Origin of the sequence: Pseudomonas sp. 203-8 (assembly GCF_020708595.1) — a bacterium.
Classification (GTDB): domain Bacteria; phylum Pseudomonadota; class Gammaproteobacteria; order Pseudomonadales; family Pseudomonadaceae; genus Pseudomonas; species Pseudomonas aeruginosa.
Window position 1 is genome coordinate 436,877 of sequence record NZ_JAJFDF010000003.1, and the last position, 21,455, is coordinate 458,331.

17 protein-coding genes are annotated in these 21,455 nt (G+C 65.9%); all 17 read right to left on the bottom strand.

The window, feature by feature from the left end:
- Positions 1 to 444: a flagellar export protein FliJ gene (fliJ, locus tag LJF27_RS08805; protein WP_003082220.1), complete on the bottom strand. Its 444-nt coding sequence runs from the start codon at positions 442 to 444 to the stop codon at positions 1 to 3.
- A 13-nt stretch (positions 445 to 457) separates the two neighbouring features.
- The gene (gene fliI, locus LJF27_RS08810; protein WP_003086458.1) at positions 458 to 1,813 is read right to left on the bottom strand and encodes a flagellar protein export ATPase FliI; all 1,356 of its coding nucleotides are present in this window, start codon (positions 1,811 to 1,813) and stop codon (positions 458 to 460) included.
- Complete coding sequence (fliH, locus tag LJF27_RS08815) at positions 1,803 to 2,609, bottom strand: flagellar assembly protein FliH (RefSeq protein ID WP_003082217.1); 807 nt, start codon at positions 2,607 to 2,609, stop codon at positions 1,803 to 1,805. The genes fliI and fliH overlap by 11 nt, the downstream gene beginning before the upstream one ends.
- A 1-nt stretch (position 2,610) precedes the next feature.
- Positions 2,611 to 3,627: a flagellar motor switch protein FliG gene (gene fliG / locus LJF27_RS08820; RefSeq protein WP_003082212.1), complete on the bottom strand. Its 1,017-nt coding sequence runs from the start codon at positions 3,625 to 3,627 to the stop codon at positions 2,611 to 2,613.
- 5 nt (positions 3,628 to 3,632) lie between these two features.
- Positions 3,633 to 5,429, bottom strand: coding sequence for a flagellar basal-body MS-ring/collar protein FliF (gene fliF, locus LJF27_RS08825; protein ID WP_003109118.1), 1,797 nt, complete (start codon positions 5,427 to 5,429; stop codon positions 3,633 to 3,635).
- Positions 5,430 to 5,451: 22 nt separating this feature from the next.
- Positions 5,452 to 5,781: a flagellar hook-basal body complex protein FliE gene (fliE, locus tag LJF27_RS08830; RefSeq protein ID WP_003140591.1), complete on the bottom strand. Its 330-nt coding sequence runs from the start codon at positions 5,779 to 5,781 to the stop codon at positions 5,452 to 5,454.
- 246 nt (positions 5,782 to 6,027) lie between these two features.
- A complete protein-coding gene (fleR, locus tag LJF27_RS08835) occupies positions 6,028 to 7,449 on the bottom strand; it encodes a sigma-54-dependent response regulator transcription factor FleR (protein WP_003082202.1) in 1,422 nt (473 codons plus the stop codon).
- Positions 7,450 to 7,453: 4 nt separating this feature from the next.
- Complete coding sequence (fleS, locus tag LJF27_RS08840; protein ID WP_023116704.1) at positions 7,454 to 8,662, bottom strand: sensor histidine kinase FleS; 1,209 nt, start codon at positions 8,660 to 8,662, stop codon at positions 7,454 to 7,456.
- Positions 8,663 to 8,774: 112 nt separating this feature from the next.
- Entirely contained in the window at positions 8,775 to 10,247 is a 1,473-nt protein-coding gene (gene fleQ, locus LJF27_RS08845) for a transcriptional regulator FleQ (protein WP_003086448.1), read from the bottom strand.
- Between the two features lie 281 nt (positions 10,248 to 10,528).
- The gene (gene fleP, locus LJF27_RS08850) at positions 10,529 to 10,825 is read right to left on the bottom strand and encodes a pili length/flagellar attachment protein FleP (RefSeq protein WP_003082194.1); all 297 of its coding nucleotides are present in this window, start codon (positions 10,823 to 10,825) and stop codon (positions 10,529 to 10,531) included.
- 22 nt (positions 10,826 to 10,847) lie between these two features.
- Complete coding sequence (fliS, locus tag LJF27_RS08855) at positions 10,848 to 11,228, bottom strand: flagellar export chaperone FliS (protein WP_003082192.1); 381 nt, start codon at positions 11,226 to 11,228, stop codon at positions 10,848 to 10,850.
- A gap of 121 nt (positions 11,229 to 11,349) precedes the next feature.
- Positions 11,350 to 12,774 (bottom strand): flagellar filament capping protein FliD, encoded by a 1,425-nt coding sequence (gene fliD / locus LJF27_RS08860; protein WP_003082190.1) that lies wholly within the window; start codon positions 12,772 to 12,774, stop codon positions 11,350 to 11,352.
- An 85-nt stretch (positions 12,775 to 12,859) separates the two neighbouring features.
- Positions 12,860 to 13,231: a flagellar protein FlaG gene (locus tag LJF27_RS08865; RefSeq protein WP_003082188.1), complete on the bottom strand. Its 372-nt coding sequence runs from the start codon at positions 13,229 to 13,231 to the stop codon at positions 12,860 to 12,862.
- 78 nt (positions 13,232 to 13,309) lie between these two features.
- The gene (fliC, locus tag LJF27_RS08870; RefSeq protein ID WP_003082185.1) at positions 13,310 to 14,776 is read right to left on the bottom strand and encodes a B-type flagellin; all 1,467 of its coding nucleotides are present in this window, start codon (positions 14,774 to 14,776) and stop codon (positions 13,310 to 13,312) included.
- A 357-nt stretch (positions 14,777 to 15,133) separates the two neighbouring features.
- On the bottom strand, positions 15,134 to 20,218 hold the full coding sequence (locus LJF27_RS08875) for a CDP-glycerol glycerophosphotransferase family protein (RefSeq protein ID WP_010793909.1): 5,085 nt from the start codon (positions 20,216 to 20,218) through the stop codon (positions 15,134 to 15,136).
- Positions 20,211 to 20,873: an NTP transferase domain-containing protein gene (locus LJF27_RS08880; protein ID WP_003082180.1), complete on the bottom strand. Its 663-nt coding sequence runs from the start codon at positions 20,871 to 20,873 to the stop codon at positions 20,211 to 20,213. Before LJF27_RS08880 ends, LJF27_RS08875 begins: the two co-directional genes overlap by 8 nt.
- The gene (locus LJF27_RS08885; RefSeq protein ID WP_003082178.1) at positions 20,849 to 21,451 is read right to left on the bottom strand and encodes an HAD-IB family phosphatase; all 603 of its coding nucleotides are present in this window, start codon (positions 21,449 to 21,451) and stop codon (positions 20,849 to 20,851) included. Before LJF27_RS08885 ends, LJF27_RS08880 begins: the two co-directional genes overlap by 25 nt.
- Between the last annotated feature and the right edge of the window lie 4 nt (positions 21,452 to 21,455).

Sequence of the window (21,455 nt, forward strand, 5' to 3'; positions counted from 1 at the left end):
TCAGTCGTCCTGGCGGCGGGTACGCTGGGCGAGTTCGTCGAGCTGTTTCTGCTCGCGCTTGTCCTCGGCCTGGCGCGCCTCTTCCAGGTAGCGCTCGACCAGCTTGCGCAGCCCTTCCAGGCGGGCGTATCTCTCCTGCCAGTTGAGCCGCGCCTTGTCCACCGCCTCGCGGTGCCAGGTCACGCTGTTGGCCTGCTGGGCGACGGCGGTCTCCAGTTGCGAGAGGAAGCGCTGGTAGTTCATCAGCCACTGGCCGCTGACGCCCTTCTGGCCCTGGCTGATCCATTGCTGCTGGTAGTCGTTGCGGTAGCGTTCCAGCTCCGCCAGCTTCTGCTGTGCCGCGAGCAATTGCTGCTGGCACCTGCCCAGCTGGGTCGCGGCATCCCGCTCGGCCTTGCTGGCCATGTCCACCACCGGCGCCAGCCGCGCCGCGCGCTTCTCCATGCCTCAGCGCGCCTCAGGCCTGCCCGCCGGCGAGCAGGCTCGCCAGCCGCGCACGGCTTTCCGCCAGGCTTTCGCTTTCGTCGAGGCCCTGGCGCAGGAACTGGCGCATGACCGGGAAGCGAGCGATGGCCAGGTCGGTCTCGGGATCGCCGCCGGCCACGTAGGCACCGACGCTGATCAGATCGCGACTCTGCTGGTAGCGCGACCAGAGCTGCTTGAAGCGCTGGGCGTCGCGCAGGTGCTCGGCCTCGACCACCTGCGGCATCACCCGGCTGATCGAAGCTTCGATATCGATGGCCGGATAGTGGCCTTCCTCGGCCAACCGCCGGGACAATACGAAGTGCCCGTCGAGCACGCCGCGAGCGGCGTCGGCGATCGGGTCCTGCTGGTCGTCGCCCTCGGAGAGCACGGTGTAGAACGCGGTGATCGAGCCGCCACCGGCTTCGGCATTGCCGGCGCGTTCCACCAGCTTCGGCAGCTTGGCGAACACCGATGGCGGATACCCCTTGGTCGCCGGTGGCTCGCCGATGGCCAGGGCGATCTCGCGCTGGGCCTGGGCGTAGCGGGTCAGCGAGTCCATCAGCAGCAATACGTTCTTGCCCTTGTCGCGGAAGTACTCGGCGATCCGCGTGCAGTATTGCGCGGCACGCAGGCGCATCAGCGGCGCGTCGTCGGCCGGCGAGGCGACCACCACGGAGCGCTTGAGGCCTTCCTCGCCGAGGATCTCGTCGATGAACTCCTTCACCTCGCGGCCCCGCTCGCCGATCAGACCGACGACGATGATGTCGGCCCTGGTGAAGCGGGTCATCATCCCCAGCAGCACCGACTTGCCCACCCCGGTACCGGCGAACAGGCCGAGGCGCTGGCCGCGGCCGACCGTGAGCAGGCCATTGATCGAGCGGATGCCGACGTCGAGAGGTTCGCTGATCGGGTGGCGCTTGAGCGGGTTGATCGTCGGGCCGTCCATCGGCACCCAGTCTTCGGCGCGCATCCCGCCCTTGCCGTCGAGGGCGCGGCCGGCGCCGTCGAGCACGCGGCCGAGCATCGACATGCCCATCGGCAGGCGCCCGGTGTCCGGCAGCGGCACGACCCGCGCGCCGGGCGCGATGCCGGCGAGGCTGCCGACCGGCATCAGGTACACCTTGCTACCGGAAAAGCCCATCACTTCGGCCTCCACCTGCACCGGGTGGTAGCCGCTTTCGTTGATCACGTTGCAGCGGCTGCCGACCGCGGCCTGCAAGCCTTCGGCTTCGAGGGTCAGGCCGACCATGCGCAGCAGGCGGCCCTCGACCACCGGCTGCGCCGGCAGCGAGACAGCCTCGGTGTAGCCCTCCAGGCGCCTGGCGAAACTGGTTCGCTCAAGGCGCATCGACGTCTCCGGGGGCGTCGAGGTCGATCCGGATGTCGCTGGCCAGCGGATGGGTCGCCTGTTCGCGCTGTTGCTCGAACAGTTGCTTCACTGCCTGCGCCAGGCGCGTCTCGATGGTCGCGTCGATGCGACTGTGCTCGGTCTCGATGCGGCAGCCGCCGGGCAGCAACGAATCGTCCTCGAGAATCCGCCAGCTCTCTTCGTGGCGCTCGCGCAGCGCCTTGACCCGCTCGAAGTCCTGCGGGTTGACATGGATACGGATGTTCGCCGCGCCCATCGGCAGCAGCTTCAGAGCCTCGCGCAGGACCTGGCGGACATGGCTGGAGTCCATGTGCAGTTCGCGCTGGATCACTTGGCGGGCAACGTGGTTGACCAGGTTGACCATGCCCTGCTCGATCAGGGCGTCCTGCTCGGCGATGGGTTCCAGAAGCTGCGTCATCAGACGCTCGAGACTTTGCAGACGCTCCTTCAGCGCCTCCTCGGCTTCCTGCCGCGCCTTCAACTGGCCGGCGTGGAAACCGTCGCGCTCGCCGGTGGCGAAGCCTTCGTTGTAGGCGTCCTGGCGGATCGCCTCGATCTCCTCCAGCGTCGGCGGCTTGACGGTCTCCAGCTCGACCTCTTCCACCGCCGGCGGCGCCGGCGCGGGTTCGGCGACCGCGGGCACCTGCGGCGCGGCAACGGCCGGCTCGTCGCGCGGCTCGTCGAAGCTCGGCAACGACCAGAGGCCGAAGGCCGCCACGTCCTTGCCGCGGATCAGTTCGCTGGGATTGTCTTTGTCCTTGTCGTGGGGGACCACCTCAGATCATCTCCTCGCCACCCTTGCCGCCCAGCACGATATCGCCGGACTCGGCCATGCGCCGGGCAATGGTGAGGATTTCCTTCTGCGCACCTTCCACTTCGCTGACCCGTACCGGCCCCTTGGCCTCCAGGTCGTCGCGCAGCAGCTCGGCGGCACGCTTGGACATGTTCTTGAAGACCTTCTCGCGGATCGCCTCGTCGGAGCCCTTGAGCGCCAGCACCAGTACGTCCGAGGAGACTTCCCGGAGCAGCGCCTGGATGCCACGGTCGTCGACGTCGGCGAGGTTGTCGAAGACGAACATCAGGTCCTCGATCTGTCCGGACAGGTCTTCGTCGACCTCGCGGATCGAATCCATCAGCTGGCCTTCGATGGAGCTGTCGAGGTAGTTCATGATGTCCGCCGCGCGCTTGACCCCGCCCATGGTGGTGCGGGTGGCGTTGGAATTGCCGGCGAACTGCTTCTCCAGGATCAGGTTGAGTTCCTTCAGCGCCGAGGGCTGCACGGTGTTCAGCGAGGAGACGCGCAGCACGATATCCAGGCGCACCTTGTGGTCGAAATGGCTGAGCACCTCGGCGGCCTGGTCGGGATCGAGGTAGGCGACCACGATGGCCTGGATCTGCGGGTGTTCGTAACGGATCACGTCGGCCACGGCACGCGGCTCCATCCACTTCAGGCTGTCCAGGCCGCTGGTGCTGCCGCCGAGGAGGATGCGGTCGATCAGGTTGTTGGCCTTGTCCTCGCCGAGGGCCTGGGTGAGCATCTTGCGGATGTAGCCGTCGGCACCGACGCCGAGGCTGGTCTGGTCGCCGACCACTTCGACGAACTCGCCCATCACCTGCTCGACCTGTTCGCGATGCACGTTGCGCATCGACGCCATGGCCACGCCGACCCGCTGCACCTCTTTCGGTCCCATGTGCCGCAGCACCTGCGCCGCGTCGGTCTCGCCGAGCGACAGGAGCAGGATGGCGGCCTTGTCGACCTTGGTCAGTTTGGCGGCGAGACGATTCTCACTCATGGCGCTTACTCATCGGCGTTGATCCACTCTTTCACGACCTGGGCGACGCGGCCCGGGTCCTGTGCGACCAGGTTCTTGATCGCGTTCAATTGCGCATCATACCCCTCCGTGGGGCTCGGCAGGAGGATGCTCGACGGCCCGCCGATGCTCACCCGGTCGTCGGCCAGCGAGCCTTCCAGGCCACTCTCGCCCAGCGCCAGGTCGCCGTCGCGACCGCCGCCGCCGGCCAGCGACTTGCCCTTGCCGCCGCCGGTGATGTTGCTCAGCACCGGACGCAGCACACCGAACACCAGGACCAGGATGAACAGCACGCCGAGCACCTGCTTGACGATGTCCCAGAACCACGGCTGCGAGTAGAACGGAATGCTGTCGATCTCTTCGGCCTGGGCCGGGGCGAACGGCGCGTTGATCACGCTGACGCTGTCGCCGCGGCTGGCGTCGTAGCCCACCGAATCCTGTACCAGGCGGGTGAAGCGCGCCAGTTCGTCGGCGCTCCAGGGCTGGTGGCTGACCTCGCCGGTCTTCGCGTCGACCTTCATCTGGTCGTCCAGCACCACCGCCACCGACAGTCGGCGCAAGCGCCCCTGCTGCTGCTTGGTGTAGCTGATCGAGCGGTCCAGTTCGTAGTTGCGGGTGGTCTGGTCGCGCTTGTCGGTCGGGTACGGCGCCAGCTCCGGCTTGCCGGTCTTCGGATCGATGATGGTCTGGCCGTTGGCGTCCTTCAGCGGCTGGCCCGGCGCGACGTAGTCGGCCGGCGCGCTGGCGGTGGCCTGCTGCGGCGCGCTGGCCGGGCCCGGCGGCTGGTTCGACAGCGCCCCCGGCACGCCCTGCGGGCCGGACGAATTCTGCCGTTCCTCGTTGTTGCGTTGCTCGCTGCGCAGGGCCGGCTGGTCCGGGTTGTACATCTCCGAGGTCGACTCGACCGCGCTGAAGTCAACGTCGGCGGACACCTCGGCCTTGTAGCGACCGTTGCCCAGCACCGGTTGCAGGATATTGTGCACGCGCTGGGTGAGCAGGCCTTCCATGCGCCGGGTGAAGTCGAACTGCTTGCCGGCCATGGTCAGCTCGGAGAGTTCCTGCTGGTCGGAGAGCAGGTTGCCCTTCTGGTCGACCACGGTGACCTGCGACTTGTCCAGCTCCGGCACACTGGTGGCGACCAGGTTGACGATCGCCATCACCTGGCTCGGCTCCAGGCTGCGACCCGGATACAGCTCGACCAGCACCGAGGCGCTGGGCTTGCGGTCGTCGCGGACGAACACCGAACTCTTCGGGATCGCCAGGTGCACGCGGGCGGCCTTGACGTTGTTCAGGCTCGACACGGTGCGCGCCAGCTCGCCTTCCAGGCCGCGGCGGTAGTTGGTGGCTTCCATGAACTGGCTGGTGCCCAGCGCCTGTTCCTTGTCGAGGATCTCGAAACCGACGTTGTTGTCGGTCGGCGCCACGCCGGCGGAGGCCACCTTCATGCGTGCCCGGCCGAGGTCGTCGGCCTTGACCAGCAGCGCGCCGGAGTTGGGTTCGACCTTGTAGGGAATGTCCGCCGCGGTCAGCGCTTCCACCACACGGTTCGCGTCGACCCCGTTGAGGCTGCCATAGAGCGGCTTGTAGTCCGGCTGCTGGGACCAGAGCACGACGGCGAAGCCGATCGCCACGCTGGCGGCGAGACCGACCAGCAGGCCGATCTGGCGCAGCATGGTCATCTCGGAAAGGTTGTCGAGGAACGACAGTCCCGGGAAGGATTTCTTCAGCATCCCGGCACCGCCGCTCTTGGCGGGAACCTGGCTGTCGATCAGTGCATCGGCCATGAACTAGTTATCCTCGCGCCGCTCAGACCGGCATCTGCATGATGTCTTGGTAGGCCTGGACCAGTTTGTTGCGCACCTGGGTCATGGCCTGGAACGACACGCTGGCCTTCTGGCTGGCGATCATCACGTCGGTCAGGTCGACGCCGCTCTGGCCGACCTCGAAGGCGTTGGCCATCGCGGTGGAGGCCTGCTGGGTCTCGTTCACCTTGTCCACGGCCTGGGAGAGCATTTCCGAAAAGCTCGGCGCCCCCGCTTCGGCCGGCGCCTGAACCGGTTTGGCCTTGGCCATGGCTTCCATTTGCATGGAACGCATTTCCAGCATCAGACGATTGAACTCGACACCCTGACTCATGACTCTTCCTCCAACAGCCGCGGCTTTTTTGACGCCGCCCGGCACTTTGCAGAGGAGTTAGCAACAAGGGTGCCAAGTCGACCCCAAGGCCCGGCATCGGCGTTCGCCGCCAATGCCCGCGACCGCTGCAGGGTCCGTCCCTGCTCCGGTTATCGGCAGGCGCGCACGCTCGAACAGCCCCGGGCGACGACCGGCGGCGGACGCAAAAGGCCCGCACGAGGCGGGCCTGGGGAACATGGCGAGCACTCAGATGGCGTAGAGATAGGCCTCCACGTCCATCCCCGCGTCGCGCATCTGGGCGAGCTTGTAGCGCAGGGTCCGTGGGCTGATGCCAAGGCGTTCGGCAGCCTCCTTGCGGCGGCCGCGCTCGGTGCGCAGGGTATCGATGATCACCTGGAATTCGCGGCGGCGCAGGTCGTCGCCCAGCGCGCCGCTAGCGTCCTGGCCTGCGGCCGGCGACGGAATCTCGACGCTCGGCGGGGTGGCCGGTGGCATTGCCGGCATGGGCACCGGCACCGGGGCCGCGAGCGGCATACCGATCGGCGCGGTGAGGCACAGGTCGGCGGGCTGGATCAGGCCGCCCTGTTGCAGGATCAACGCACGCTGGATGGCGTTGTCGAGTTCCCGTACGTTGCCCGGCCAGGCATGCCGGACCAGGCACTGGGCGGCCTCGGGGCCGAGCGCCACCGCGCCGAGGTTCATCTTGCGGCTGTGCTTGCGCAGCAGACGCTCGGCCAGCGGCAGGATGTCCGCAGGGCGTTCGCGCAGCGGCCGCCAGGCCAGCGGGAAGACCGACAGGCGATAGTAGAGGTCCTCGCGGAAACGCCCCGCCGCGACTTCCGCCGCGAGGTCGCGGTTGGTCGTGGCAAGCACGCGGATATCCAGGTTGATCGGCTTGCGCGCACCGACCCGCTCCACCTCGCGCTCCTGCAATACGCGCAACAGCTTGGCCTGCAGGCCGAGGGGCATTTCAGATATCTCGTCGAGAAGAATGGTGCCGCCGTCGGCCAGCTCGAACTTGCCGGGCTGGGCGGCAATGGCGCCGGTGAAGGAACCTTTCTCGTGGCCGAACAGGGTGGCCTCGAGCATGTTGTCCGGGATCGCCGCGCAGTTGATCGCGATGAACGGCTTGCCGGCACGCGGCGATTGCTGGTGGATATAGTTGGCCAGGACTTCCTTGCCGGTCCCGGACTCGCCGGAGATCAGCACGGTGGAATCGCTGCGCGCGACCCGCGCGGCCAGTTCCAGCAACTGCCGGCTGGCCGGCTCCAGGGCCACCGGACCATCCTCCTCGCTGCCCGGCAACTGGCCCAGCGCATGGCGTGCCACCAGGTCGAGCAGCGCCCGCGCCTCGAACGGCTTGACCAGGTAGTCGGCGGCGCCCTGGCGCATCGCCTCGACGGCGCGATCGACCGCGCCGTAGGCGGTCATCAGCAACACCGGCAGGTGCGGGTAGCGCGTACGGATCAGGCCGAGCAACTGGTGTCCGTCCATGCCCGGCATGTTCACGTCGCTGATCACCAGGCTGAAGGCTTCGCGGGCCAGGACCGGCAGCGCCGCCTCCGCCGAGTCCACGGCGACGAACTCGTGACCGCCCAGCAGCAGGGTGTCGCTGAGGGCTTCGCGTAGTGCGCGGTCGTCTTCGACCAGCAAGACTTTGGCTGCCATGGGGTTACTCCTGAATCGCAGAAAGAGGCGCCGCCGGAATCAGCGGCAGGATCAAGGTGGCGCAGGTGCCGCGCCCCGGCCGAGAGCGCAACTGCAATTGCCCCTGGTGGGCGCGCGCCACGGCCTTGACCACCGCCAGGCCGAGCCCGGTACCGGTGGTCTTGGTGGTGAAGAAGGGTTCGCCCAGGCGCGCCAGGGTCGCCGGGTCCATGCCCGGTCCGTTGTCGCTGACGCTGAGGCGCAGGCTGTCAGCGCGGGCATAGAGATGCACCTTCAGGCGCAGTTCGAGCCCGCAGGCCTGGATCGCGTTCTCCACCAGGTTGAGCACGGTGCCCACCAGGGTGTCGCGATTGCACAGCAGCTCGCCGCCGCGCGCCTCGCACTGCCAACGCACCTGGAGCCCCTGGACATGGACTTCGGCCGCCGCGCGCAGGCTGTCGAACAGCGCCTTCGGCGCCACCCGGTCGGTCAGCGGCAGCTCGCCGCGGGCGAACACCAGCATGTCGCGTACCTGATGCTCCAGTTCGTGCAGGCGCTCCTTCAGGCGCCCGGCGAAGCGTTGCTGCTGGTCGGTCGGCAGCGCCTGCTCGCTGAGGTGCCCGGCATAGAGCAACGCCGCTGACAACGGCGTGCGGATCTGGTGGGCCAGCGAGGCGACCATCCGCCCCAGCGCCGACAGGCGCTCGTGGCGCGCCAGTTGCTCCTGGAGACGGCGGGTATCGGTAAGGTCGTTGAGCAGGATCAGTTGACCCGGTTCGCCGTTCAGCGAGCGGGTGGCGATGGACAGGCGACGTCCGTCGCGCAGGGAAATCTCGTGGCCGTCATCCTCGCGCGGAGCGAAGCAGCGGGCGATCACCTCGCGCCAGAGCATGCCCACCAACGGTTCGCCAAGCAGGCCCAGGGCCGCCGGGTTGGCCTCGCGGACCACACCATGGGCATCGATGACGATGACGCCGCCGGGAAGCAGGTCGAGCAGGCTCTGCAAGCGGTTCGCCAGGCGCTCCTTTTCCGCCAGCTCCTCCATGCGCTGCGCGCTGACCAGGGCCAGTTGCCCTTTCAGCTCGGTAACGCGCTCCTCCAGCAGGCTATAGGACTCGCTGAGCTGGCTGGACATCTGGTTGAACAGCGCGAAGGCCTGCTCGAGGCCGGCGCGGCTGGTGGCCTCGGCCGTATCGGCTGGCTGCTCGGGGAAGGCGTGGAGGGCTGGTTGCATTGCGTTTCTCTCGGTCGGCGCGACGTCATGGTTCTGTCGGTCGACGGAGATATAGCAATACCCGTGCCTAAATTTTTTTCATTTGAAAATCAAAGCGTTGCGAAACGACCTGTCAATCATCCGACAGGTCGTCGTCGCGCCGGCTCATGCCGTACTTGCGCATCTTCTCCACCAGCGTGGTGCGACGGATGCGCAGGCGTTCGGCGGCCCGCGCGACCACTCCGCCGGCGTCGTCGAGGGCCTGCTGGATCAGGCCCTGCTCGAGGTTGGCCAGGTAGTCCTTGAGGTCCAGGCCTTCGGCCGGCAGCATCGCCGGCGCGTCCATTCCCGGCAGCCCGGCGTTGATCGCCGCGCGCTCTTCCAGCTCTTCGCGCAGGCTGCTGGCGAGTTGCTCGTCCTCGTCGTCGACATGGCGGAATTTCTTCGGCAGTTCGCCGACCCCGATCACCCCGTAGGGATGCATGATCGCCAGGCGCTCCACCAGGTTCGCCAGTTCGCGGACGTTGCCCGGCCAGTCGTGGCGGCAGAGCGACATGATCGCTGCCGAGTTGAAGCGGATCGACCCGCGCTTCTCATGCTCCATCCGCGAGATCAGTTCGTTGAGCAGCAGGGCGATGTCTTCCACCCGCTCGCGCAGCGGCGCCATCTCGATGGGGAATACGTTGAGGCGGTAGTAGAGGTCTTCGCGGAAAGTGCCGTCCTCGATCATCTTCTCGAGGTTCTTGTGGGTCGCGGCGATGATCCGCACGTCGACGTTCTGCGTCTTGTTGCTGCCGACCCTTTCGAAGGTGCGCTCCTGCAGCACGCGCAGCAGCTTGACCTGCATCGGCAGCGGCATGTCGCCGATCTCGTCGAGGAACAGGGTGCCGCCGTTGGCCAGCTCGAAACGTCCGGCACGACTGGTGATGGCACCGGTGAAGGCGCCCTTCTCGTGGCCGAACAATTCGCTTTCCAGCAGTTCCGCCGGGATCGCCCCGCAGTTCACCGGGACGAAGGGCCCCTCGCGGCGCTTGGAATGGTAATGCAGGTTGCGCGCCACCACTTCCTTGCCGGTGCCGGACTCGCCGAGGATCAGCACGCTGGCATCGGTATCGGCGACCTGCTGCATCATCTGCCGCACCTGCTGGATCGCCCGGCTGGTGCCGACCAGGCTGCGGAACAGGTTCGGCTCGCGGGAGCGGCCGCGCTCGCGGGCCTGGTCGTACATCTCGCGGTAGACCTGGGCGCGATGCAGGGAGTCGAGCAGCTTGTTGTAGCTGGGCGGCATCTCCAGGCTGGCGAGCACCCGGCGGCGCAGCTCTTCCGGCCAGTCGGCCGGGGCCGGCTCGCCGATCAGCAGGATCGGCAGGTACTCGTCCCAACTGGCCAGCTGCTTCAGCAGCTCTACCGCCCCGCCCTTCGACTCGACGCTGCCGAGCAGCACGCACAGGGCTTCGCGACTGTTGCTCAGGCCCGCCGCTACCTCTCGCCAATCCTCGCTGTTGCAGGTCAGCTGATCTTCGCCGAGGAAGTTGAGAATGACTGCCAGGTCGCGACTGCGATCGAGATTGTCGTCAATCAGCAAGAGTTTGGTTTCGCGCCACATTTTGATCAGCTGCCTTGCATCGAATGGGTCTCGCTCGACCCGAAAGAGGGCTGGGACTAATGCCTATTTCTAATAAGCAGCCAGCATTTGGCCACTAGTTAAGTCAAATGTGAACGATTAGTCAATTTTATGGCGTGTTTTTTTTGCTGTTTCCGACAGGGAGAGGCAATAAAAAACCCCTACAGACCGCATGGAAAGCAGTACTGGCAGGGGTTTTGGGGGATATGTAAATTTTTCCGAAAAGCCTTGCGCCAAAGTAACGGCACAAAGCCATGAAAAACTTATCCGAACATCTGGTAGACCTTGGCGCCTTTACTCGCACGCTGCAGACCGGTCAGCTCCGCACCGATCGCTTCGCGCTGCTGCCGGCAAGCGCTGAGCATATCGTTGTACAAGCTGAGCAACTGCTCCAGGCTCACGCGCAAGGCCTGCTCGTCGCGCTCGTCATCATGCATGGCCTGGTCGATCTTGACCTGACAGACCTGATCCAGCTCACCGATGGCATCCCAGTTGCCGGCCTGCAACGCATCGGCCAGGGCGAGTCGGGTTTCATCCAGTTGTTGCGTGGCTTGGCTCATAACCGATCCCTTTACATCTCTTTCAGTGCGAAATACCGTCCCAACCGGACTTCACTTCCAACAACAGGGCGCTGACTTCGTCTAGCAGGCTGGTATCGTTGCTGGTATTGGCCTCGACCAGACGAGCGATCATGTACTCGTAGAGACGATCCAGATTGCCGGCCAGCTCGCCACCACGCTCGCTGTCCAGCGCTTCGCGAAGGCCGCCGATGATGCCGATGGCCTTGCCGATCAGGATCCCCTTTTCCGGGATCTGCTCCCGCTCCATCGCACCACGCGCCTGGGCCAGACGCTCCAGACCACCCTGCATGAGCAGTTGGATCAGACGGTGCGGGTTGGCATCGGAAACCTGAGCCTCGATGCTGACCTGCTGGTATTGCTTCATCGCTTTCATCGCGTACATGGACCGCTCCCAGTGGGCTTCGCTATGACCAAGTTATCGGCAAGGAGCGCGGGAGCTTTACGGTGGGCGGGAGGTTTTTTTGCCGGCGATACGGCCTTGGGCCGCACCGCCAGCCAGCGGATCAGGTCTTCTTGCCGCTGCCGTAAGGCAGGCTGGCGAGGTTGTCCGTGATGCTCTTCTGACGCTTGGTCATTTCATCCTGCATCGCGGAAAGCAGGTTGAACTGAGTGGTCAGTTTCTCCTGCAGCGCCGCCAGCCGCTTGGCCAGATCAGCCTTCTGCGTGTCGACGTTGCTGAGGGTCTTCTGCAAGGTCGTGGTGCGCTGGTCGAGAATCCCCTGGGCGTCGGTGTAGGGCTTCATCTTATCGCCCAGGCGCTTGGCCAGGCCGGTATCGCCGGTGAAGTAGCTGGCAACGCCTTCGAAGTCGGCGCTGATCGCCTTGTCGAGCTTCTTCTCGTCGATCTCCAGCGTACCGTCCTTGGTCGTGGTGATTCCGAGGGCGGCAAGGTTGCGTACGCTGCCGTTCTCGTTGGAGGCGATCAGTTCGCTGCGCATGGTGTTGACCAGCGCACGGACGGAGGCATCGCCGAGCAGAGCACCAGTGACCGGATTCTTGTCTTCGCCGACCTTGGTCACCACGGTCTGTTCGTTGATGAACTTGGTGAGGGTGTTGTAGGCCTCGACGAACTTCTTGACGTTGTCCTTCACCCCGGCATCGTCCCGGGAAACAGTCAGGGTGATCGGCTTGCCGGCTTCGGTGACGGCTTTCACGTCGAAGCTGACGCCGTCAATGACGTCGCTCACGCTGTTGGAGGCGATGCTGCGCTTGAGGCCGTCGACGGTGATTTCACCGTTTGCCGCCTTGGTCACGTAGCCGGCAGCGGCGCCGTCGCTGAGCTTGGGAGCCGTCGCGGGATCGAAGGCCAGTTGACTGAGCGACGTATTGCCGCCGCTGCCGTCATCGCTGACCTCGACCTTGATGTCCTTGCCGTCGCCGGTCTTGGTGCTGCTCAGCACCAGACGCGAGCCGGAGTTGTCGGTAATGATGGTGGCGCTGACGCCCGCTTCCTTGCCGGCCTGATTGATGGCGTCACGCATGCCGGCCAGCGTGTTGTTGCTGGAGTCGACGGTGATCGCCGGCAGCTTGGTGTCGCCGACGGAGATGTTCAGCGTACCGCTGTTGAACTTGGCATTGGCCGGGTCGGCGATGGCCTGGAGGGCAATCTTGCTGCTGGTGGCAAGGCTGTTGACCTGGATCTGGTAGGTGCCAGCCACCGCGCTCTGGGTGGCGCTCGCCTTGAGAATGTCTTCGTTGGAAGACTTGGCGGTGCGCGCCATGAACACAGCATTGCTGTTCAGCGCCGTGAGCGCCGTCTGGAACGCGCTGATCGCACTCTTGAACTGGCCCAGGGCAGTGAGACGAGTAGTGGTGGTCTTCTCCAGGGTGGCGAGCTGGTTGGTCTTAGCCGCGCCCTCCAGGTTCACCATCTTGTTCACCAGATCGGTGTAATCGGTCGAGCCTACTCCTATCGAGATACCGGCCATAATCCATCTCCGTCAAAAAACCGTGCATGTACTGCCCTATCCCTTCGATAGGGCAAGCACCATGCCAAGTCGTTCAACCCGCGCGTCAGGCGCGGGTTTCGAACAGGACACTGCGTACGTCGTCGAGCCGGGCGGCAAGTTTTAGTACTTCTTCGGAAGGGATTTGCCGCACGACTTCGCCCGAGTCACCGTCGATCACCTTGACCACGACCTGGCCAGAGGAGTCGTCGATGCTGAAGTTCAAGTTGCGCTTGACGCTCTGCACGAAAGACTGGATGTCGCTGACGGCGAGCCCCAGGTCATCGCGAGATTCGCTGGCCTCCCGGGAAGCCGTCACTTCCGGCAACGGTTTGCCGCTGCCATCCGCTGCGCTGCGCGGCGCAAAGATATCGCCGCTGGCCTCCGGGGCCCTGCCGGTCTTGAACGTAGAAAGGGAAGTGATATTTCCGACGTCCATTTCTCATGCCTCGCAAAGGGAAAAGGGAGGAAGGGTCACCCCTTCCTCCCAGTACCGCGTGAGTGACCGTTCCCGGGCTTAGCGCAGCAGGCTCAGGACCGCCTGCGGCAGCTGGTTGGCCTGGGCCAGGATCGCGGTACCGGCCTGTTGCAGCACCTGGTTCTTCGACAGCGCCGCGGTTTCGGCAGCGAAGTCGGTGTCCTTGATGCGGCTACGAGCGTTGGTAGCGTTTTCCGAGATGTTGGTCAGGTTGTCGATGGTGTTCTTGAAGCGGTTCTGAACAGCACCGAGGTCGGCACGCTGGGCGTCGATCGCAGCCAGGGCGTTATCGACTACCGCGATGGCGTTCTGGGCGCCGTCGGCAGTGGAGATGTCGACGCTGGCAACGCTGCTCTTCTGCGCGGCGCTGGCGTTGCCGAAGACCTGCGAAGCCTGGGTGCCGGTACCGCTGACCGAGTAGGCGGTCGGCGAGTTCAGTTGCACGTAGCCGGTCACGACGGTGGTGGTAGCGGCAGTACCGGCAGCTACCACGTTCTTGGCGGCCGCTTCGAACTTGCCATCGGAACCCTGGACCTTCACTGCGACCTGACCGGCAGTAGCGGTACCGGTCTGCGCACCGAACTTGACGTTCTCGCCGGTAGCGGAGGTGATGGTCAGTACACCCTTGTCGTTGATGCTGGCGGTGATGCCCAGCTTCGACGAGTTGGAGTTCAGTTGGTCGGCCAGATCCTGAGTGGAGGTCACGCCTGCCAGGCTCACGGTGTTGCTGCCAACGGTTACGTCGAAGTTCAGCGAACCACCGGTCACGCCGCTGACATCAGCGGTGAACACGGTACGGGCACGAGCCGACAGGTTCGGGATGGCACCGTCCATCTTCTCGGCGATGGCCTTGGCGCTATCGCCGGCGGCGATGGCGATGTTCTTCACCTGACCGCCACCGACCAGGTTGACGGTGCCCGAGGCGATGCCCGAAGCGGTCGCGGTGCCCGCTACGCTGGCGACGGTACCCGCGCCGTTGCTGCCGACCTGGTAAGAACCGATGGCGCTGGCAGAGGCATTCTGCAGGCTGATGTCAATGGTCTCGTAGGCGTTGGAACCGACCTGGAAGCTGGTGGTGCCGAAGGAGCCGTCGAGCAGCTTGCGGCCACCGAAGGTGGTGGTATCGGAGATACGGGTCAGTTCGGCCTGTTGCGCAGCGACTTCTTTCTGCAGGGCGGCACGGTCGGCGTCGCTGTTGGAGCCGTTGGCGGATTGCAGGGCCAGGTCGCGGATACGCTGCAGGATATTGGTGGACTGCTGCAGGGCACCTTCAGCGGTCTGCGCCAGGGAGATGCCGTCGTTGGCGTTGCGGGTGGCAACGTTCAGACCGCTGATCTGGTTGGACAGGCGGTTGGAGATCTGCAGGCCGGCAGCATCGTCCTTGGCGCTGTTGATGCGGTAGCCGGTGGTCAGACGCTGCAACGAGGTGTTGAGGTCGTTGGAAGAAGCATTCAGGTTGCGCTGAGTGTTCAGGGAAGCAATGTTCGTGTTGACTGTAAGGGCCATGGTGATTTCCTCCAAAGGACCTATTTCGGTTACCTGAGCTTGCGATCTCTCGGCCTGCTTGCTCAGGTGCCCCAAGAATTCGCGTTCATGGTGTTTATCGGCGTTTCCCGGCGGAGCTTTAGAGAAAAAATCAACATTTTCTTTTTCTCTTCCTCTTCAGTGGGTTACATGCTTCGAAGAGGACTCGCCAATATCGGTCCTGAACCGCCTCCGGTTGGTCCGACAGAGGGTGGAAGTTCCGACACCCATTGCATCGACCCCCCGGCGATTTTCTTTAGCCCTCCCGTGCAACGGGACACGGGCATGAAAAAAGGCCGATGGCTTGCGCCACCGGCCTCGTTCGAGAAAACCCCGGATTCAGTCCGGCAGCCAGGCTGCCGCCCATGCCTCGAGATGCGCGCCTTCGAGCATCCAGTCGCGGCGCACCGCCTCGCGCAACTGCGCGCCGGCTGCGGCGTTGGCGTCCGCATCGGCCAGGTGCGAGCGGATCGCCTCCAGCCAGTCCCTGGAACGGTTCTTCACCCGCGTGACCGGGAGACTGTCGCGATAGCAGAGCACGTCGCTGCAGATCACCGGGAAGCCGAGCACGCCGTACTCCAGGAGGCGCAGGTTGCTCTTGCACTCGTTGAAGCGGTTCTGCTCCAGCGGCGCCAGGGCGAGATCGAGGTCGAGGCTGGCCAGGTAGGCGGGATAGCGTTCGATCTCCACCCCCGGATGGTATTCGCGCACATAGGGACGCAAGGCATCCGGGCAGAATCCGAAGAACACCCAGTCCACCTCGTCCGCCAGCTCGCGCACGACCTCGGCGATCACCTCGAGATCGCCGCCATGGCCGATCCCGCCGGCCCATCCGACCCGTGGCCGCTCTGCGTCCCGGCGCCGACTGGAAAGGTCGCGCCACCAGGGCAACGGAAGGCGGTTCGGCACGACCCGGATGTCCCCGTGCATGCGCCGGAATGCCTCCGCCAACGGTTCGGTCGAGACCACGAAACGGTCCGCCAGGCCCAGGGCACGACCGAGGATCTGGCGAATGTCGCCGGGCATCTCGGCCCGATGCAGGCTCTTCAGCGGCAGCTCGGGCAGATAGTCGTCCAGTTCGTAGACCCGGAAGGCGCGGTTGAACGACTGCATCCGGGAAATGGCCCGCAACTGCTCTTCGCTGATCTGCCGCTGGAGAATCACGCTGTCGACCTCCAGGCGCTCCAACGCCACCGGCTGCAGGAGCGACTCGCTGAGCATGCCGTCCAGCAGGCCGGCGTCGTGCAGCGCGCGGAACGGCTGACGCACGCGATAGTGGCCACAACCGTAGGGATCGGCAGGATGCGCCAGGACCCGCGGCAGCGGCGACCGTCCGAACAGCGGTTGCCAGGCCGGTACCTCGGGGCGCTCCAGGGCGAACCCGGCCCCCTCCAGGCTGAGATTGCGGTTGTACGCGGGATCCCGCGCCAATGCCGGTAGCCAGCGCCGGTAGAGCGACTCATCGGCCTCCATGGAAGGCAGCTCGACGTTTCCGTTCTGGGCCAGGATTGCATAGGGCGTCCACACCGACAGGTAGCCGAGCTGGCGGGCACGCAGGCTGAAATCGACGTCGGCGTGGCCATGAGCGAAGTCGTTCTCGTCGAAGCCGCCGAGTTCGTCGTGCAGCGAGCGCTTGAACAACAGGCAGGAAGCCGACAGAGCCGTGTGATTCTGGACGACCAGCAGGCGATGCATGTAGCCGGCGCTGTCTCCCGCCTCGCCGGCGAACGCGCGGCCCGCCGTGCCGCCCAGGCCAAGCACCAGGCCCGCCTCGCGAATCGTTCCGTCCAGGCCCAGGAGCTTGCCGCCGACCGCCCCGACCTCCGGGCGGTGGCCGTGGTTGAGCAACTCGCGCAACCAGTCCGGACGAAGGGCCACGACCCCCGCCCCCAACGACAGGAGGAATTCGCCTCGGGCCTCGGCCACGCAGAGGTTGAGGCACCCGGCAAGGCTCGAAGCCTGCGGGCTGAGCACCCGGATCTGCTCGCTCCCCAGTCCCTGGACCGCCTCCAGCCAGGCGGCCATGTCGGGCGCCAGCGGGCCGGAGGCGACCAGCAGTAATTCGTAGGACGGGTAGTCGGTGTTCTCCAGGAAGCTTTCCACGCTGCGCTGGAGAGCGCTCAGGCTGTCTCCCACGGGAAGCAGCAGGGACACTGCCGGCGTCCCCGGATAGTCGTAGGCGATGCGGTTGATCACCGCCAGCCGGCCCGGCTCGATTCGATGCGGAACCCCGAGGCGGTTCAGGTGCTCGTCAACCACGCTCGCGATGAACGGGCGCACGGCGGCGCTCGCCAGCCATTCTCCGAAGGCGCGAGCGCTGTGGTAGAGGACCTCGGCGAGATGGCCGATACGATCCAGGCCCTCCCGCTCCGCCAGGCGGAACATGAAGTCCTGCAACGCCAGATCGCCGAAGCCTTCCTGCAAGCCGCCCTGCGCCAGCAAGGCGGCACGCTGGAAGGCCAGGGAACGACCGCAGTAGGGGTAGCTGCGCAGAAGGTCGAGGTTGAAGTCGGGCTTCAGCAACGGTGCCTCGTAGCGTCCGTCGCACACATGGTCTTCATCGCTGTAGCAGCACAGCAGCGCGGTTTCCGTACGGATCTTTTCCGCCAGCAGGAGCAACGCGGAACGCGCCAGTTCGTCTCCGGCATGGATGACGATCAGCCAGTCGGCGTCGCTGGCGGCCGCCGCCAGGTTGATCCGCTCGGCGGCGGAACCACCCTCGGCCAGCCACGCCAGGCCCTTGCGCGCAAACGCCGGGGCTCTGCCCAGTATCCGCGTGCGCCAGGCCGGCAAGGCCTGGCCGTCGATGCTCGCCAGGCTGCGCTGGAGGTCTGCGTCCTCGGCCTCCTCGGCAAGCACCAGGACTTCGATCCGCGAGTCGCGTCGCAAAGCGTCGATGAAGGGACGGTAGCGGGCCGGCTCCACTTCGCGCCCGTGCAGCCAGGTCTCGTATTCGCTGCGGAAGTCCTCCCCCGCCTCCGGGCTCGCTGCGCCGGCCGCGAGGGCCGCGCAATAGTCTCCCGGCGCCGGCTGGAACGCGGTCTGGAGCAGCAGGGAGACCGGCGTGGAAACGCCTTCGAAAGCCGGATAGCTGCCGTCGCACTCCAGTTCGATCGTCATGCCACCGCGTTCGTCACCCCGGAACGGCAGGACCAGCGACTTCGCTCGCGCGTCCTCGACGCTCACGCGGCTGAAGAGCTGGCCGTTGAGGCACACGCGCAACTGGAACGGGAAGCGGTCGTAAAGCTGGCTGGCGAAGGGCGTGACCTGCAGGACGACCTGGCGCTGGCGCAGCGGCAGGCCCGACACGCAAGGAACCGCGCGCAGCCGAGCGCGCGCGCAGAGCATATGCACGTCGCCCTGGCGCAACAGTCCCTCTTCGGCGAACAGGTTCAACTGCCCGACGGGCCATTCGACCGGCGCCTCGGCTGCCGCCACGGCGCGCAGCCACAACGGCTGCTCCGCTTCGTCCGGCAGGTCGGCCAGTTCCTCGCGCAACAGCGCGGGCGCCAGCAGACGCCAGGCCGGCTTCGGCTGCAGGCGGGCGAGCAACCTGTGCAGGCGGCGAGCGCTCCAGTCGGTTTCGCCAGCGGGCCCGGCCTCGCGCTCTTCCAACGCCAGCCGGGCATGCCGCAACTGGCCCATGGCGATGGCCGGCAGGAGCGCGCTTACCTGATGCGCGCTGCCCGGCAGCAACTGGCCGTCGTCTTCCACCAGAAGCACCGCCGAAGCCCTGCGTTCGAGCGTGGCAGCCTCCGCGTCGCACCAGGCCCGCCACGAATCGAAGCGCCGCACGTCGGCCGGCAATGCCGCGCCGGACGGAGCGATCAGGTCGATACGGCGATGGGCGAAGCAGGCCGCATAATGTTCGGCCAGGCGCTGCCCGCCATCCGCAGCGGCCCGCGCGTCGAGCACGATCTGCAAGCGCGGCGCCTCGGCGATCGCTGCGGCGACCCTCTGGACGCTGCGTCCGTCGCGAAACCGGCCGTACAGCTGCTGCGTGCGGTTCTCCTGGGTATCGCGACTCTCCGCGTGCCGGGTAAAGGCATTGGCCAGCAGGTCGAGCAGTTGCTCGTCGTCGGCGAACTCCAGTCCGATATCGCGCCAGGCGTTCCCTGGAGCCTCCGGGTTGTAGGCCCAGCGGGCGATCCGCTGTTCGCGGGAGAACAGCAGGATCGGTCGGTCGAGCGTCATGAACTCGAAGATCAGCGAAGAACGGTCCGCCAGCAGAATGTCGGCTTCGGCGAAGCTGGCCGCGATGCTCGCCTCGGGGTCGTCCACCAGAGTGACCAGCGGGTCCGTGCGTGACTGTTCGCGCCAGAGCTTCATGAGGTCGCGGAACAGATCCTTGTCGCTGACGAACGCATGTTCGTGCTGGACGATGGCGGGATGCGGCTTGATGATGATCCGCGACGCGGGATAGACCTTGCGGATCAATGCCACCACACGCTCGCCGAGGTGGACGGCGGCGCTGATCTCGGGGTTGTAGGTGGGGGCGAAGAGGATGGTCGGCGCGTTCTCCGCCGGGGTTCTCGCGGGCAGCCGGAACACCTCGTCGCACCAGGCGTTGCCGGTCAGCAGGAAACCGTTGCGCGGCATCACCGAGGAAGCCAGGGTGTCGTCGATGTCCCAGGCGCTGCCGCACAGATAGTCGGCGTAGCGGTAGGTGCCCTCGGCGAATCCGTAGCGGGTGACCGAGCCATGGCGCATGCCGACCAGCAATACGTTGTGCGCATCGCAGTAGTCGCGCCAGAACTCCACCGACCAGCCGTCGGCCACCGCTATCACGTCCGGTTTCCAGGCCATGACTTCATCGATGTCGAGGCTCAGGAGGCTGTCCTCGAAACACTCGGCCAAAGGACGCAACGAGCGGTAGTGGAAAGGCATGTTGCCGTAACAGGCGACCCTCAGGCCCGAGTAGCGCTGCATGCGCGCAACCGCCAGGTCCTGCCGGAACAGTTGCAGCACCCGCTGGCGTCCGCCGTCGTCCGGCGCGCCCAGGCGCAGTTCCGCGACCTGCCGCAAGCCCAGGGAAAGCGCCAGGCGGGCCTGCGCCTGGGGACTCCGGCAAGCGCCTGCGGCGCATACCGAGAGAGCCTCCTCCAGCAGCAGCCAGCCGCGATCCTCCAGGCTCTCCACCGCGCGCAGGAGCAGGCGCATGGCCTGCCAGTCGTCCGCCACGCCTCCCACCGCCCCGCCCAGGCAAGCCAGGCGGAAACGCTCGTTGCCAGGCAGCTCGCCAGCGACGGAAGCCTCGACGACCTTGTGTGCGCCCCCGGCGAACGGCGCGCCGTCCAGCCCGGAAACCCAGACCGCGTCCCCCTCCTCCAGCACCGGCAAGACCTGCCGCTGCAGCCAGGCCAATCGCTTCCCGGCATCCCCGCCGTCGCGCCGGCCGGGTTCGCTCACGCTGTCCTCAATCATTCAGGTTCCAGTTATTCAGGTGCACGCGCCGCGCCATATCCAGGTCGCTGGCGGTATCGATGTCGAAGGCGTCGAGTTCCTGCGCGGGCAGCGGCAGGTACGGTTCGAGCGCCTGGTACACGTATATCGGCCGGTCCACCACCATGTCCGGCCGGAGAATCGCGATACCCGTCCATTCGTAGGCGTGCTGCGGCTCGCGGGTGAAAGCGGTGACCGCCTCGCCACCCGCGTCCAGCAGAACGCGCACGCCATCGCTGGTGGTGTAGCGCGAGACGCCGATCAGGCCCGCCTGCCCGGCGGCAGCGCGGAGAAAGCGTTCGAACGAGCGATTCTCGATGAAGGTGTCGCCATCCACGGCGAGGAAGCGCCGGTCGAGATAGCGCGAAACCCGGTGGATGCTCTGCAAGGTATTGGTTCGGTCGAAATCGGGGTTGCGCACGATGATCGCGTCCCTGCGCAGGTTGCGCACCTGCTCGATGACCAGTTCCTCCTGGAACCCCACCACGACCCAGACGTTCGGGATCTCCGCCAGGCGCTCGAGGTGCTGGGCCAGCAGCGTCTTGCCACCAACCTCGACCAGGCACTTGGGTTTGTTCAGTCCCAGACGAGAGCCGATGCCCGCCGCGCTGATCACAGCATGTTCAATAGGCGACACAGGGCTTCTCCTTCATGGACCACGAAATCGCTCAGGCCGGTCAGCACCCGGTTCGGCACATGCACTCCGCCGTAGGCCACGCGCAGATCGGCGGCCTCGAACATCGGCACGTCGTTCATCCCTTCGCCGACAGCGACGATGCGCTCGAACTCGCCGCGCAGGGAGGTCACCGCGTCGCCCTTGTGGAGGATCTCCTCGACTCCCTCCAGACGTCCGTCGCGCATCCGCGCCCGCGAGGTGAAGCTGCGCACTCCGAGGCGTTCGAGCACCGGCTCGACCCAGAGGTCCAGGTTGCCGGTCACGACGAAGCATTGCCGAGGGCGCGCGGAAATGAACGCCTGGATATGCGGGTCCAGCTCCACCTGCTGACGCAGGGCGCTGTGGATCCACTCCAGGTTCGCGTCGCGCAGCAAGCGGACACGCAGCTTGAAGGATTTGTCGAACGGCAGGAAACCGTCGATGGTGGCCTGGGTCAGCACCTCGATCTCGTCTTCGAGACCGACGGACGACGCGATCAGCGGCAACAGTTCCTGACGGGTCAGGGTTCCATCCAGGTCGAAGCAGTAGGCAGTGCGCACAGAG